Origin of the sequence: Lutibacter oceani (assembly GCF_003384935.1) — a bacterium.
Classification (GTDB): Bacteria; Bacteroidota; Bacteroidia; order Flavobacteriales; family Flavobacteriaceae; genus Lutibacter; species Lutibacter oceani.
The window spans coordinates 278,584-295,155 of the sequence record NZ_QTTQ01000010.1; the positions used below are offsets into that span (position 1 = coordinate 278,584).

The 16,572-nt window shown below is 29.7% G+C and carries 11 protein-coding genes, 1 other RNA gene and 1 riboswitch; of the genes, 1 reads left to right on the forward strand and 11 read right to left on the reverse strand.

What is annotated here, in order from left to right; translation table 11 throughout:
* Positions 1-24 precede the first annotated feature (24 nt).
* The 10 genes from glgA to BX611_RS06775 form a co-directional block, all read right to left on the reverse strand.
* Positions 25-1,227 (reverse strand): glycogen synthase, encoded by a 1,203-nt coding sequence (gene glgA, locus BX611_RS06730; protein WP_115879469.1) that lies wholly within the window; start codon positions 1,225-1,227, stop codon positions 25-27.
* A gap of 389 nt (positions 1,228-1,616) precedes the next feature.
* Complete coding sequence (locus BX611_RS06735) at positions 1,617-3,878, reverse strand: aconitate hydratase (RefSeq protein WP_115879471.1); 2,262 nt, start codon at positions 3,876-3,878, stop codon at positions 1,617-1,619.
* Between the two features lie 179 nt (positions 3,879-4,057).
* Positions 4,058-4,358, reverse strand: an RNA gene (gene rnpB, locus BX611_RS06740) — RNase P RNA component class A.
* A gap of 159 nt (positions 4,359-4,517) precedes the next feature.
* Positions 4,518-5,657 (reverse strand): molecular chaperone DnaJ, encoded by a 1,140-nt coding sequence (gene dnaJ, locus BX611_RS06745; RefSeq protein ID WP_115879473.1) that lies wholly within the window; start codon positions 5,655-5,657, stop codon positions 4,518-4,520.
* Positions 5,658-5,711: 54 nt separating this feature from the next.
* Positions 5,712-6,239: a nucleotide exchange factor GrpE gene (locus tag BX611_RS06750; RefSeq protein ID WP_115879475.1), complete on the reverse strand. Its 528-nt coding sequence runs from the start codon at positions 6,237-6,239 to the stop codon at positions 5,712-5,714.
* A gap of 124 nt (positions 6,240-6,363) precedes the next feature.
* Positions 6,364-7,671: a UDP-N-acetylglucosamine 1-carboxyvinyltransferase gene (murA, locus tag BX611_RS06755; protein ID WP_115879477.1), complete on the reverse strand. Its 1,308-nt coding sequence runs from the start codon at positions 7,669-7,671 to the stop codon at positions 6,364-6,366.
* Positions 7,672-7,682: 11 nt separating this feature from the next.
* The gene (locus tag BX611_RS06760; protein ID WP_115879479.1) at positions 7,683-8,315 is read right to left on the reverse strand and encodes a DUF4290 domain-containing protein; all 633 of its coding nucleotides are present in this window, start codon (positions 8,313-8,315) and stop codon (positions 7,683-7,685) included.
* A 64-nt stretch (positions 8,316-8,379) separates the two neighbouring features.
* Entirely contained in the window at positions 8,380-10,707 is a 2,328-nt protein-coding gene (locus BX611_RS06765; protein WP_115879481.1) for an ATP-dependent helicase, read from the reverse strand.
* Positions 10,708-10,775: 68 nt separating this feature from the next.
* Entirely contained in the window at positions 10,776-12,002 is a 1,227-nt protein-coding gene (locus tag BX611_RS06770) for a hypothetical protein (protein ID WP_115879483.1), read from the reverse strand.
* Between the two features lie 103 nt (positions 12,003-12,105).
* Positions 12,106-13,446 (reverse strand): OmpP1/FadL family transporter, encoded by a 1,341-nt coding sequence (locus BX611_RS06775; RefSeq protein WP_115879494.1) that lies wholly within the window; start codon positions 13,444-13,446, stop codon positions 12,106-12,108.
* Between the two features lie 277 nt (positions 13,447-13,723).
* Between BX611_RS06775 and BX611_RS06780 the strand changes: the two genes are divergently transcribed.
* Complete coding sequence (locus tag BX611_RS06780; RefSeq protein WP_115879497.1) at positions 13,724-14,245, forward strand: DUF7935 family protein; 522 nt, start codon at positions 13,724-13,726, stop codon at positions 14,243-14,245.
* A gap of 111 nt (positions 14,246-14,356) precedes the next feature.
* Here BX611_RS06780 and BX611_RS06785 read toward each other — a convergent pair whose 3' ends face one another.
* Complete coding sequence (locus BX611_RS06785) at positions 14,357-16,261, reverse strand: TonB-dependent receptor plug domain-containing protein (protein WP_115879499.1); 1,905 nt, start codon at positions 16,259-16,261, stop codon at positions 14,357-14,359.
* Between the two features lie 91 nt (positions 16,262-16,352).
* Positions 16,353-16,561, reverse strand: a riboswitch (cobalamin riboswitch).
* Between the last annotated feature and the right edge of the window lie 11 nt (positions 16,562-16,572).

Below are 16,572 nucleotides of genomic sequence, written 5' to 3' on the forward strand. Positions count from 1 at the left end.
ATTTTTTATGAAAACAATGCTCTTTTAAATTAAAGATTTATACAATGCTTCAACTTGTTTTGCAATGGCAATCCAATCGAAGGTTTCTTCTACCCTTTTTCTTCCATTTTTAGCCATTTTCATTCTTAATTCTTTATTGCGTATTAATTTATTTACTCCATTGGCTAAATCCTTCGAAAACGTATCAGGATCTATTGGTTCAAATGGTGCTACTTTTTGTTGTTCTAAAGGAACTAATATTCCTGTTTCACCATCAACTACTACTTCTTTTATACCACCAACAGCACTTGCAACAACCGCTGTTTCACAAGCCATTGCTTCAATGTTAATTATTCCAAATGGTTCGTATATAGAAGGGCAACAGAACACGTCTGCATGAGAATACAATTGAATAACTTCATGTTTTTCCAACATTACATCAATCCAAATAACGTTATTTCTTGTTTTTTTAACCTCATTTACACTCGTTTCCATTTCCTTTGCAATATCTTTTGTATCTGGTGCTCCGGCACATAAAACTATTTGAGTATCAGGATCAATATATTTAATAGCATTTACTAAATGTATAATTCCTTTTTGTCTTGTTATTCTTCCAACAAAAAGGACATACGGTTTTGAGATGTCAATTCCATATTGCTCTAAAGTTGAAGTTTCATTGGTAACAACATATTGCTCAAGGTTTATTCCATTATAAATTACCTTAATTTTATCTTCATTTACATTAAAATACTTTAAAACATCCTCTTTTGTTTCTTTTGAAACTGCAATTACTGCATCAGCCATTTCAATTGCAGTTTTTTCAACCCAAGAAGACGCATCATATCCTCTACCCAATTGCTCTCTTTTCCAAGGTCTAAGTGGTTCTAAAGAATGTGTGGTAATTACTAAGGGAATGCCGTAACATAATTTCGCAACAATACCAGCAAATTGTGCATACCAAGTATGACAGTGAACAATATCTGCATCAATTTCATCGGCATTCATATGTATACAAGTACTTAAAGTTTGCAATACCGCTTTTAATTTATCATTTGAATTGTTAAAGATTGGATTATCATAAGGAAAGCCTTTAACTGTTAAATTTCCTGTTTTTTCATCCTGGTCACCAAAACTTCTTACTTCAACCTCCATTAATTTAGCAAGTTCAGCTGCTAAATATTCAACATGTACTCCTGCTCCTCCATAAACATAAGGTGGAAATTCTCTTGTATAAAACAGTGCTTTCATAAAAAAATACTCTAAATTATTTAATAATTATGTTATATAAATTGATTGTTATTGAAATTTTGATTTAAAAATTTTAATATAAAAAGCATCAATAATTTTAGATAAAACTTTTTAATTTTTTATTGTATTTTAAAAAATCTTGTGAATTTTTTAAATATATGGATTATAAAAATTAATTTCAAAATTAAGAGAAAAAGTTACAAAAAATTTATTTATGAAAACATATATTTACGAAAACGTTAGAATCTAATTTGTTTTGTATTGTTTTTCAATTAATTACAAGTACAAAAATATAATACATAGCTATTTTAAAGTATTTTATAATAAAAAAGAGGCGTTAAAAACGCCTCTTTTTTATTATAATTTAGTTTCTTCTAAATTAATTTACATTAAAGATTTTGTTTTTTTATCAAATTTAATGCAGATCCTTCATTATACCAATCTATTTGACTTTGATTGTAGGTATGATTTAATTTAATAATATCTTTTGATCCATCAGAATGAACAGCTTCTAAAGTTAATTGTTTTTCAGGAGCAAATTCATTCAAGTCTAAAAAGTTAAACGTATCATCTTCCTGAATTAAATCGTAATCTGCTTCATTAGCAAAAGTTAAACCTAACATTCCTTGTTTTTTCAAGTTGGTTTCATGGATACGTGCAAATGATTTTACAATTACAGCAGCTACACCTAAATGACGTGGTTCCATAGCAGCATGCTCACGCGAAGAACCTTCACCATAATTATGATCACCAACTACTATTGAATAAATTCTAGCAGCTTTATATGCTCTAGCTGTGTCTGGAACAGCTCCAAACTCACCGGTTAATTGGTTTTTTACTTTATTTGTTGCTTTACCAAAAGCATTTACAGCACCAATTAAGCAATTGTTAGAAATATTATCCAAATGACCACGAAAACGCAACCAAGGACCAGCCATAGAAATATGGTCAGTTGTACATTTACCAAATGCCTTTATTAATAATTTAGCATTTTTAATAGAATTTCCAATAGGTGTAAATGGAGTTAATAATTGTAAACGTTCTGAATCATCTTTAACAATAACATTAACACCTGAACCATCAGCAATTGGTGCATCATAGCCGGCATCTTCTACAGCAAAACCCTTTGGAGGTAATTCCATTCCTGTTGGTTCTTCCAACATTACTTCATCTCCATCCTGATTTATTAATTTATCTGTTAAAGGATTAAAATCCAATCTACCTGAAATTGCAACTGCGGCAACCATTTCTGGAGATGCTACAAATGCATGTGTATTTGGATTTCCATCAGCTCTTTTAGAAAAGTTTCTATTAAAAGAATGTATAATTGTATTTTTTTCTTGCTTATCAGCTCCTTCTCTTGCCCATTGACCAATGCAAGGGCCACAAGCATTGGTGAATATTTTTGCGTTTAATTCTTCAAAAATAGCTAATAAGCCATCTCTATCAGCAGTATAGCGTACTTGTTCCGATCCCGGATTAATACCAAATTCTGCTTTAGTAACTAATTTTTTATCAACCGCCTGTTTAGCAACAGATGCTGCTCTCGATAAATCTTCATAAGATGAATTTGTACAAGAACCGATTAATCCCCATTCTACTTTTAACGGCCAGTCATTAGCTTTTGCTTTTTCAGTCATTTCACCAACAACTGTAGCTAAATCTGGAGTAAAAGGTCCATTAATATGTGGTTTTAATTCATCTAAATTAATCTCTATAACCTGATCAAAATAGAGCTCTGGATTTGCATAAACTTCATCATCTCCTGTTAGATATGATGCAATTTTATTAGCTTCATCCGCTACTTCATTTCTATCTGTTGAACGTAAATAACGTTCCATAGACTCATCATATCCAAAAGTTGAAGTTGTTGCTCCAATTTCAGCACCCATATTACAAATAGTTCCTTTACCTGTTGCCGACATAGATTTGGCACCTTCGCCAAAATATTCTACAATGGCACCAGTTCCTCCTTTAACTGTTAATATACCTGCAACCTTTAAAATCACATCTTTTGGTGCAGACCAACCAGATAATCTTCCAGTTAATTTAACCCCAATTAATTTAGGAAATTTTAATTCCCAAGGCATTCCAGCCATAACATCAACAGCATCTGCTCCACCAACACCAATTGCAATCATTCCTAACCCACCAGCATTTACCGTATGGGAATCAGTACCTATCATCATTCCACCAGGAAATGCGTAATTTTCCAATACAACTTGATGAATAATTCCTGCTCCCGGTTTCCAAAATCCAATTCCATATTTATTTGAAACAGAAGCTAAAAAATTAAAAACTTCACTACTTGTGTTTAATGCATTTTGTAAATCCTTATCTGCACCAATTTTTGCTTGAATTAAATGATCACAATGAACAGTTGTTGGTACAGCAACTTTGTTTTTCCCTGCTTGCATAAATTGCAATAATGCCATTTGTGCTGTAGCATCCTGACAAGCAATACGATCAGGTGCAAAATCTACATAATCTTTACCACGTTTATATGCAGATGATGCATTACCATCCCATAAGTGATTGTATAATATTTTTTCAGCTAAGGTTAAAGGTTTTCCAACTACTTCTCTAGCAGCATCAACACGTTCTGTCATTCTAGAATAAACCCCTTTAATCATTTCAATATCAAAAGCCATATCTATATAATTTTGTTTAGTTATATTAATTCAGCGAAGGTACAAAAAATGATTTTTTTAATTAACCTATTCGTTGTTCGCAATGCATTTTTAGTGATATAAATACTAAAAAGCACTATTATTTTTAATAATATAAAAATCCGTAACGAAAACGTTGTAAATATTAAGAATATGATAATAAAATAAGTAGGTCTGTAAGCCGGATTTTGTACTTTAAAAAGTTCTTATCATTTATCTAGACTATAAATTGCTTTATAGTTCAAGCTGCCTACCCCTTGAAATAGAGCGAGTAACTCTAAAATTTCAATATACGTGGCATTTCACCGCATAGAGTTTACCTGGTTTCACTACAGCCTAACTGTACTTGCTTTCTGTTGCACTTGTCCTCAGCTTACGCTGGATGGATGTTATCCATTATGCTACTCTTTGGTGTCCGGACTTTCCTCTTTAATAAATTAAAGCGATAAGACAACCTACTTATTTTTGCAAAAATACGCTATTAAACGTTATAAAAAAACCCACTCAAAATTTGAGTGGGAAAATTGCTATGAAAAAGAAAAAGTGTTATTAGATATTTCGCTAATAACATTTCAAATATAACTTAAATATTATTATAATTTATAAAAAAAATAAAAAAAATTACGAAAACATATCTTTTACTTTCTCAAAAAAAGATTTATCTGTTTTTGATGGATTTGGAGTGAAATTTTCATCAGTTTTCATTTTTTCAAAAAATTCCTTTTGTTCTTTTGATAAATTCTGAGGAGTCCATACATTTATATGAACGAGTAAATCTCCATTTCCATAATGATCTATACTTGGCAAACCTTTCCCTCTTAACCTTAATATTTTTCCAGATTGAGTACCAGGTTCAATTTTAATTTTTACTTTTCCTGTAACAGTATCAATATTTTTATTTATTCCTAAAACTGCTTCAGAAAAATTAATATATAAATCGTAATGCAAGTTAGTACCTTCTCTTTTTAAAGTTTCGTGCTTAATTTCCTCAATTACTACAATTAAATCTCCATCAACAGCATTATTTCCAGGTGCAGAATTTCCCTTTCCATTCACTTTTAATTGAACACCTTCCGTAACTCCTGCTGGGATTTTAATTGAAACTGTTTCTTCTTTTTGTTCTAAACCTTGTGCATCAGCATTTTTTGGTCTTTTATCTAAAATTTCACCTGCGCCATGACAAGTTGGACAGGTTGAAGCAGATTGCATACGCCCTAAAATAGTATTAGTAACACGCATTACCTGACCACTTCCATTACAGGTTGTACATGTTTTAAAAGTTGCCCCAGCAGCTTTAACTTTTCTACGAACTTTTACTTTTTTCTCAACTCCATTTGCAATCTCTTCTAAAGTTAGCTTTACTCTAATTCGCAAATTGCTGCCTTTTACACGAGCTCTCCCTCTTGAACCGCCTCCGCCAAAGCCACCAAAGCCACCTCCGCCTCCAAAAGCACCTCCAAAAATATCACCAAACTGACTAAATATGTCATCCATATTCATTCCGCCACCACCGAAACCTCCGGCACCACCACCATTTTCAAATGCAGCATGTCCATATTGATCATAACGTGCTTTTTTGTTTTCGTCGCTTAATATTTCATAGGCTTCTGCAGCTTTTTTAAATTGTTCTTCTGCTTCCTTATTGTCAGGATTTTTATCCGGATGGTATTTTATTGCCATCTTTCTATATCCTTTTTTTATTTCTGCAGGAGTTGCATTTTTTGAAACACCTAATATTTCGTAATAATCTTGTTTTGCCATATTCTTTTTAGTCTCAGTTTTCAGTATTCACTGTTACCCTATACTATACTTTTTTTACTGTCCTACTACTACTTTCGGATATCTTATAACTTTATCGCCCAATTTATAACCTTGTTCAACAACATCAATTATTTTCCCCTTTAAATCTTCAGAAGGAGCTGGAATTTGTGTAATTGCTTCGTGTAATTCAACATCAAAAGTTTCACCATTTTTCACTTCAATATGACTTAAACCTTTTTGAGTTAAAGAATTATAAAGTTTATTTTTAATAAGTTCCATACCTTTTAATAATTCTTTGTCATCAGCTTTTTTAATTTCATTTAAACCTCTGTCAAAATCATCTAAAATAGGCAGTAAAACTGTCATTAATTCCTCATTGGCAGTTCTAAATAACTCAACCCTTTCTTTTGAAGTACGCTTTTTATAATTTTCAAATTCAGCGAACAACCTTAAAAACTTATCTTTTTCTTGAGCAACATCTTGTTTTAATTGCTCTTCAATACTAATTTCCTGCTTTGGTTGCTGAGTTGTTTCGTTATCTATAACTTCTTTTTCTTCCTTTAAATCTTTCTTTTTACTCATAATTTTATTTAAAAAATTTTTCAATTAAATAGTTAGCAAAAGTATTGCCATTTTTTTAATTATGCCAATATGACATTAATAAAAAAATCCCGCATTAAGCGGGATTAATTTTTTTTAACTAAGGCTATTCAATTCTGGTAATTTTAGCCCCAATAGCTCTTAAACGTGTATCTATATTTTGATACCCTCTATCAATTTGTTCAATATTATGAATTGTACTTGTTCCTTTTGCTGATAGCGCTGCTATTAATAATGAAATACCTGCTCTAATATCAGGTGAAGTCATAGTTGTAGCTTTTAAACTAGATTCATGATTCATACCAATAACAGTAGCTCTATGTGGATCACACAAAATTACTTTGGCTCCCATATCAATTAATTTATCTACAAAAAACAAGCGACTTTCAAACATTTTTTGATGAATTAAAACGCTTCCTTTTGCTTGAGTAGCAACAACTAAAATAATACTTAAAAGATCAGGTGTAAAACCTGGCCAAGGAGCATCAGAAATTGTCAAAATTGAACCATCAATAAAATTTTGAATTTCGTAACTATCTTGTTCAGGAATAAAGATATCATCCCCTTTTCTTTCTAAATTAATTCCAATTTTTTGAAAAACACGCGGAATCAATCCTAAATCGTCCCAACTTACGTTTTTTATTGTGATGGAAGATTTTGTCATAGCAGCCATACCAATCCAGCTACCAATTTCGATCATATCTGGTAAAATTCTATGGGAGCATCCACTCAAAATTTCAACACCTTCAATAATTAGTAAATTAGAGCCTACTCCTCTAATTTTTGCGCCCATACTATTCAACATTTTACATAATTGTTGTAAATAGGGTTCACACGCAGCATTATAAATTGTTGTAATACCTTTTGCCATGACAGCAGCCATAACAATATTTGCAGTTCCAGTTACCGATGCTTCATCTAAAAGCATATTAGTTCCTGTAAGGTAATCTGCTTCAACACCGTAAAATTTTTCGTCTTTATTATATCTGAATTTTGCTCCTAATTTTATAAATCCCTCAAAATGTGTATCTAACCTTCTACGTCCAATTTTATCACCACCTGGTCTTGGAATATACCCCTTTCCAAAACGTGCTAATAATGGGCCAACAATCATAATAGAGCCTCTTAAAGAACTACCATCTTGTTTAAACTTTTCAGATTCTAAATATTTAAGATTAAGGTCATCAGCTTGAAAAGTATAAGTATCACTTTTAATTTTTTCAATTTTTACCCCTAATTCACTAAGAATATAAATTAGCTTATTAACATCTCTAATATCTGGAATATTACTTATTGTAACTTTGTCTTTTGTTAACAAAACCGCACAAATAACTTGCAAAGCTTCATTTTTAGCTCCTTGGGGAGTTATATCCCCACTTAGTTTGTGACCTCCTTCAATTACAAATGTTGCCATCTTTTACTAAATTATTTATATTTAATATTTTTTTTTCTCGAATCGTTTTGTCTACTCTTATTGGTAGGTTTTCTTTTACGCATTAACTCTTTTACTTCAGACAATGTTTCCGTACTTTCTGTAAGATCAATTTTTTTGTGAGATAACTCCTTAAGATGCTTAAATATTACCTTATCTTCAACAGTATCTTTATTCCAGTTTAAATAACACTTTTTCATATGATTTGCAATTGCATAATACAATGCTTCACGTGCTTCTCCTTCTTCCCAGGTTAAAGCAACATCAATCATAGTTTGAATGTTATTTCCATAAAAACGATACTTTGAAGCTGATTTTGGATACGCTAAAGGCTCTGGTTTTGCTTGAAGCTCTTCTTTTAGTGGTTTTTCATATGGAGATTCTACATCAAGCTTAAAATCAGACATTATAAATAACTGATCCCAAAGTTTATGTTTAAAGTCTGGAACATCACGTAAATGAGGCTGTAAATTTCCCATAACATCTACTATTGCCTTTGCCATTTTATTACGTTCTTCAACATCTTCAAGACTCACACAGTAGTCTACTAATTTTTGAATATGTCTGCCATATTCTGGTATTATTAAATGTGGTCTTTCACCATTGTATTCTAAATCAAATTCCATGTATCTTTTCTTCTTTATTAATTTATGCAAATTACAATATAAATATCGGTTTTACAATGCTATTTTAGCTAATAATTGTAAGCTTCGCAAATTGTAATAGTAACTTTTTAACACCTACGGAAGCAAATCTTATTTCAGCTTTTTGGTTAGCACCACTTCCTTCTAAACTAAGAACTTCTCCATTACCAAACTTTGTATGATTTACAACGTTTCCAACCACAATATTATTGTCGAATAAGTTTGATTTTGAAACAGTAGCTTTTGTAACTTTTTTTAAGTTTTTTGGTGGCTGAAACTCAATTTTTTGTGTTGTATTTTTTTTAATTGGAGTACGTTGAACTGGTTTTTTAAATCGTATTTTATTTTGAGGAACACTACCAAAAATATCTTCATTAATAAACTTATTTTGCATTGCAGCAGGTTCTTTAACAGTCAGATATTCCAAAAATTTATCATCTATTTCTTCCAAAAACCTACTTGGTTCACAATCAACCAATTTACCCCAACGATAACGCGTTTGTGCATACGTTAAATAGGCTTGTTTTTCTGCCCTGGTTAAAGCTACGTAAAACAATCTTCGTTCTTCTTCCAACTCACTACGTGTATTCATACTCATTGCTGAAGGAAACAAATTTTCTTCCAAACCAACAATATATACGTATGGAAATTCCAATCCTTTTGCTAAGTGAATAGTCATTAATGAAACCCTGGGTGTATCATCTTTTTTATCGCTGTCAAAATCGGTTGCTAATGCAACATCTTCTAGAAAAAATGCCAATGAATCATCCTCCTCTTTTTCTTTTTGAACTTCAATAAAATCTTTTATACCATTTAATAATTCCTGTACGTTTTCAACTCTGCTCACTCCTTCTGGAGTTCCGTCTTTCTCCAAATCTTTTATTAGCCTAGTTTGTTTTACAACAAATTCAGCAACTTCAAAAGCATTTTTAGTTTGCGCTTCAATTTGAAAATGCTGCACCATTGTTATAAAATTATCCAGTTTATTTTTTGTTCCTGAATTTAATTTTAAATCGTACTTATTTAAATTTTGAAGTAATTCAAAAATTGATATTTTATAATGGTTAGCAGCAACTGAAAGTTTATCAATAGTACTTGCGCCGATACCTCGCATTGGATAATTTATAACTCTTTTTAAAGCTTCTTCATCATTTGGGTTTATTAGCAAACGTAAATAACCCAACGTATCTTTTATTTCTTTTCGTTGATAAAAAGACAATCCTCCATAAATTTTATGTTTTATGTCTTTTTTTCTAAGCGCATCTTCCAGCGCTCTAGACTGGGCGTTTGTTCTATATAAAATTGCGAAATCAGAACCTTTTAATTGCAAATTCATCATATTATCAAAAATAGAATTTGCTATAAACCTTCCTTCTTCCCCTTCAGTATAAGTACGCATTACTTTTACTTTAGCTCCTTCATCATTATCTGTCCAAACTTCTTTGTCTAATTTTGTTTTATTTTTTTCAATTACAGAATTTGCTGCCTGCACAATGTTATTTGATGAACGATAATTTTGCTCTAATTTAAAAATCTCAACCTTGTCATAATCGCGTTGAAAGTTTAAAATATTTTGAATGTTTGCTCCACGAAAAGCATAAATACTTTGAGAATCATCACCTACTACACAAATATTTTGAAAACGATCTGCTAATGCTCTTACAATTAAATATTGAGAATGATTTGTATCCTGGTACTCATCAACCAAAATATATTTAAATCTGTTTTGATATTTTGCTAAAACGGCTGGAAAACGAGTTAATAATTCGTTAGTTCTCAGCAATAAATCATCAAAATCCATAGCACCGGCTTTAAAACAACGCTCTACGTATTGATGATATATTTCACCCATTTTAGGACGCTGAGCCATTTTATCAGCTTCAATAAGTTCCGGGTTATTATAATATGCTTTTACTGTAATTAAGCTATTTTTAAAGGAGGAAATTCGACTTAAAACCTGTTTTGGTTTATAACGGTCTTTGTCTAATTGCATTTCTTTAATTATTGAAGAAAGCAATCTTACGGCATCTTGTGTATCGTAAATTGTAAAGTTTGAAGGGAAACCTAAATGTTCACCTTCAGAGCGTAATATGCGTGCAAAAACAGAGTGAAAAGTTCCCATCCACAAATTCTTTGCTTCCGAAGCACCAACAACAGTTGCAATACGATTTTTCATTTCGCGTGCTGCTTTATTGGTAAATGTTAATGCTAAAATATTAAAAGCATCCACATCCTTATTCATTAAATGTGCAATCCTATATGTTAAAACACGGGTTTTACCTGAACCTGCTCCAGCAATAATAATCATAGGTCCTTCTTTATGAACAACCGCCGCTTTTTGAGATTCGTTAAGATTTTCTAAATAATTTATCACAGGAATTCTTTAAAATTCAAAAGTACTATTCCAAATTAAGTTGGGCAATAAAAGTTATCGACAAATAATTATTTTATAAAATTATAGTGTTTTGTAAACTGGCTTATAAAAATTAATATTAAACCAACCACAATTAAAAAACTAAAAATCAGTAATATAATTGTATAGTTTTCAATAGGTTTAAATTGAATTAAAATTAAAAAGCCTTGTAGAAATAATACTATTTCTGTTAAAAAAACACCTACTAAAAAAAATCCTATTCCTGTTTTAGAAATTGGTTTATTAAAAAAGATGATTTTTAACTCTTTTAATAAAAAGAAGATAAAAACACTCATAAAAGCAAGTGTAAATAAATGTAAATATCCAATTATAAAAAAAGGTTTTAATGCCAAAGATTTTTTAACAAAATACGGAAATGCAGAAGCTGTTTGAGCTAAAATTTTTAATGCATATGCAACTGTAGCAAAGGTTAAAAGTATTTTTGAAATAATACTGCAATTAATTTGTTGAAAGACCTGTTTTAAAATTTTGAAAAGAAATACTAATGATATCAATTGTAAAATTGATGCTAAAAAACCAATTATATTTAAAGTGCTATTATTTGAACTCCATAAAATAGAAAGTATATATGCTGGAATACAAGCTATATTTAAAAATATTAAAAAGTACTTTTTAAATTTATTAGATATTAAAACTTCCTTATTTTCTAAAACTTTAAATAACAATCCGAATAAAGCAAAAACAAAGAATCCATTGTATAAAAAATGTAAATAGAAATAGACTGTATTATAATATAATGTTGTTTTTCCTTGTGTTACAATTACATAAGCTAAAAACCAGGTTGCAAAACTTGAAATTAAATAATAATAAATACCATATTTAACCAGTTTAACTGAAATACTTTTACCGCTTACATCCTTTAATAACCTGAAAGATAGCATATAAGAAGTTATTCCAAATACTGAAAGCAGAACTATAGAAAACACTCTATAACCACTTATTAAAAAGCTAATTAACATTAAAAAAACAACAATTAATATTATAATTAAAGTATTTTTATAAATAGTTGAATTCCTTTTTTCTTTAGGTATAAACAATTTTAAAATTAAGGAAATAACAGCTAAATATCCCCATCCTAAAAATGCTACATGAGAGTGCCCTTGTAATAAATTTTTATATGAAATAATTTTAGTTGGAAAGGCAAAATTATAACGTAATATTAATCCATATATGGCCGAAAGTATAAATAAAAATAATGAATATAAAATAAGTGTTCTATTGTTTCTAAATAGCATTAATTAATAATTTGGTATTGCAAATAAACATTAAAATTTAGAACAAAAAAAAACGACTTCAAAAAAATGAAGCCGTTTTTAAAATTAACTTGTGATTGTATTACTATTTACTAAAAGTATAAGATATTCCTAACATTATCATATCAGTAGTCATTTCATAACCAACTTTAGATCCAGGAATTGCTCCGTATGGATTTGAAGCAGAAGCCATCATTGGGTTTAAAACTTGACCTTCTGTTTTTCCATCACTTGAACCGTGATGATAAACTCCATTTAAAGTAAAATTGTCATTAAAGTGGTATCCAAAACCTAATTGAAATGCATTCGCAATAACAGCAGTTGCTGGTGTAGAGAAAAATGCCAGTTCCTCTTCAATTGGATTGCTGCTATATGTATAACCAACTCTTAAAGGTAATTTTTCAATACCTTTATATTGTAAACCAACAGATATTATATTAATGTTTTTCCAACCAAAACCTGCTACAGAACCTGTTTGAGTCCATCCTTTTTCAGCAAAACCATCTGTGTTTTCATAATCTACCATTCTATAATCTAAAGCTAAATCAATTGTTTCATTTGAATAACCTGTACCAAAAGACAATATAGCAGGATAATCCATATTAAAACTATTAGTAGTTGTAGCGTTATCTAAATGTGTGTTTTCAAATTCTAAATCTCCAAAAGATTGTGCAGTTTTATAAGAAGCACCTAATTTAAAACCTCCATCTGATTCATAAAACAAACCAACTTGTGCTCCAAAACCAATAGCAGAAGCTTTATCGCTTATTCCATAACCTGCAGCAGTTGGACTAGCAGTTGGGTTTGGTGCTAATTCTAACGCACCATAATTAATTGTTGGTTCAATACCAATTGAGAAATTATCAGAAATTTCATAAGCCCAAGTTACCCCAATTTGCAATAACATATAATCAGATTCTAAATGTCCAAAACCCATAGCTTGTTGAGGATAGTTTATAGGGTTTGAGTTTTCAGTTGGGTTAAAGTTAGGGCTCATTGGATTGTTTGCTTCCTCTGGAAAAGTAACTCCAAAACCACTAATACCAAAAGCCGAAACTCCAAACGTGTGTTTACTATCTTCATTACCCCAAACCATTGCTAATGCAGGCATTGGAGAAACACCTCTATCATCTTCTGTAATTCCTGAAACAGACGGAGCTCCCGCACCTAACATTCCTGCAGGTAAAGTTGCACTTAGTTCTGGTGAAGAAAAGAATAACCCTAAATCAAAATTCATTATTTTATTATCAAAAGTTGATATTGATGCAGGGTTCCATTGCAATGCACCACTAATATCAATTGGTTGTGCTGTTGCTGCTCCACCCATAGACATATTAACAGAACCAACTCCTTGCATAATGTGTCCAGCTTGAGAAAAAGTTGCAGTTGTAAATAATAAAACTGCTAATTTTAGTAAATTTTTCATAATTTAATATTTGTTTAATATTCTTTGTTATGTAACAATTATTGCTTTAATTATAATTATTCTACAATTGTTACACAACAAAATTAAATAGATTCGTAAGTATTAATACTGACAATTATCATTAATTACCTTTTACAAGTGTAACAGATGTTACACTGATAAGATGCTTAATTTCATTTTATTAAAATTTGTAATATTTATTAAATTTTCAATAATTATTGAAGGAATATTGTGTATTATTTTAACATAGTTTAATTTTGAAATGAAATTTATATTTATGGAAACCGAAAAAATAATTGACTTAATAAGTTACACAGTACCAGCAATTGTAACAGGTATTGTATCCTATTACTTCTTTTTTAATTACACTAAAAATGAAGAACGTAAAATTAAATTATCAATTCTTAAAGAAAATCAAAATAATGGACTTCATTTAAAACTACAAGCATATGAGCGAATGACATTATTTATGGAACGAATTAAGCCATCAAAATTATTATTAAGAGTAACTTCAATTAATAATGATAAAAATGCATATACACTAAGTTTAATAAATACAATTGAACAAGAATTTGAACATAATTTATCACAACAAATTTATATTTCAGAAGAATGCTGGAGTGTTATAATTGCTGCAAAAAATGCGACTTCACAAATAATTAAAAAAACTTCAGAAGATAAAAATATTACAAATGCACAAGAATTAAGAGAAGCTATTTTAAAAAGAATGTTAGAGACTTCTCCTCCATCAACAACTGCTCTTTCATTTATAAAAAATGAAGTGAAGAGTATTCTTTAAAAAAGCTGTTATAAAAACTGAGCTTGTCTAAGTTGAGATTATATATTAAATCCTCAAACTATTTAGACAAGCTCAGTATAACTTTAAACTTTAAAACAGCGTTTTTTTTAATTAAAAATTAAAATCTAATCCAATTTTAAAATTTCTACCTAACGTAGTATATCCAATTGTTTCAATATAATCTTCATTAAAAATATTATTTACTTGCGCAAAAAGAGTAAGTTTATTTTTTATAATATCATTACTGGCATATATATCAACTAAATTATATGATTTCAGGTTTATATTTTCACCTGTTCCCCACTGATCAAAATAAGTTCTTTTGGAAATATTTTTTAAACGCAATGATAAATAGGTATTTTTAATACTATTTGTTTCAATTAAGGCTGTAAACTTATTTTTTGGTATATAATCTAAATCGGCACTTTTATTAGTATATGTATGACCTAAACTAATTGTAATATCCTTTAAAGCATTAATTTTAAGTGATGTTTCAACACCTTTTGCATTTAAGGTTTCTGTAGCGTTTTGATAGGTAACATAATCTGGTAAAATAATAGCATTATCTTCTTCTCTATAAAAGAAAACAGAATTTATTTCAAATAGTTGATTTTTTGAAAAAACCAATCCGGCCTCAATTGTTTTATTTTCTTCCGGATTTAAATTCACATTTCCATATTGTGAAAATAATTGATATGTACTTGGTGCAATAAATGCTGTACTAATTGAAGAAATAAGTCTAAATTCATTTGAAAAATTAAAGGATGGATTCACATTATAAACCAAATGATTTCCATATTCACTATGATTATTTAATCGGACCCCAGCATTAATATTGAATCCTGATTTTAAATTATAAATAACTGTAGCATAAGGATCTATCGTATTATAATTCGCTAAATCATCTTCAATATTTCCATAAGGGCTATTTGTTAAATTACTTTGTTTCTGATAATTTAAACCTGTAATTAATTGAATTTCATTGGAAAATTTGTAATTATTTACAATATCAACTAAAGTTGTTTTCCCTGCATATTCGTAATGATCTGTAGTGTTTGCCCAGCTATTAAAACTATCAAACATTCTGTCTATTTTATTATAAGAAGTTGTTAAAGATAAGCTCCCTTTTGTATAATTAAAATTTGAAGTAAGCCCAAATCTTAATTGTTTATTCTCTCCATTATTTATATCAGAATCAGTAAAAGCTCCGGCATCATAATCGTACACATCTTTATCGTAATTATTAAATAACTGAATATTAAATTTTTCATTAAAAGCATAACCAATTCTAACAAATGTATTTATAGCTTTTAGGGCATCACTTTCATATTTTATAGCACTATTTTCATTAAGTGCTTCAGATAATCCATCTGTTTTTGAAGTATTTAATGAAGTGAAATATGTAAATTTATTTAAAGTTCCGTTAACGGTTACATTCTGATTGAAATCATTTAAATTAATTTTAGAATCATTTTGAGAATTATTAGTTCCTATTGAAGTTTGATAATTTAATGAAATTGGTTTATTACTCGATTTTTTTAGTTTAATATTAATAACACCAGTTGCAGCACCTGAACCGTATAAAGTACTTGCCGCACCATTCATAATTTCAATAGATTCTATTTGACTTAAAGTTAATAAACGTAAATCAAAAGTAGTATTTACTCCTGAAGGATCACTAACTGGCACTCCGTCTATAAGTACTAAAACCTGACGATCTCTCCCTCCTCTAATGTAAGTACTTTTATTTTTACCCGCTGAACTATTGGTTCCATTAATTTGAATTCCGGCAATATTATCTAAAACATCAACTACCGATTTTCCTTTTAAATTAGCAATTTCTTCGGCTTTAATTTGGTAAATAATTTTACCCACAAGTTCTTTTTTAATTGCAAATTTTGTTGCTGTAACAACAACTTCCTCTAATTGCTCAACATGTGCTGTTTTTTCTTGAGCAAATAAATTGGTGTATACCATAAAAAGGCATACCCAACCTAAATAAAATGATTTTTTCATTTTTACTTTTGTTTGATTTAATTAATAAAATAAATCAGGTAAATTTTTTAAGTACAGAAATTACTATACTCAAACCTTTCGCCCGAAAGTTTGAACTATTACAATTTTGGCAGGTCTCCTGGCTTGCGTATTGTTATTTACCTTCCCATTCTTTAAGAACAGTGGCAAAAGTTTAATAACAACCACCAATAAATTGGCTAAGCTTACAGTTGCGGGTACAGCGTTGGATTTTAACCAACTTCCCTTTTAACTTAATTTATACTGATGTATAATTTAAGAACCATAAATCTGATGCAAAAATAAATATTTAA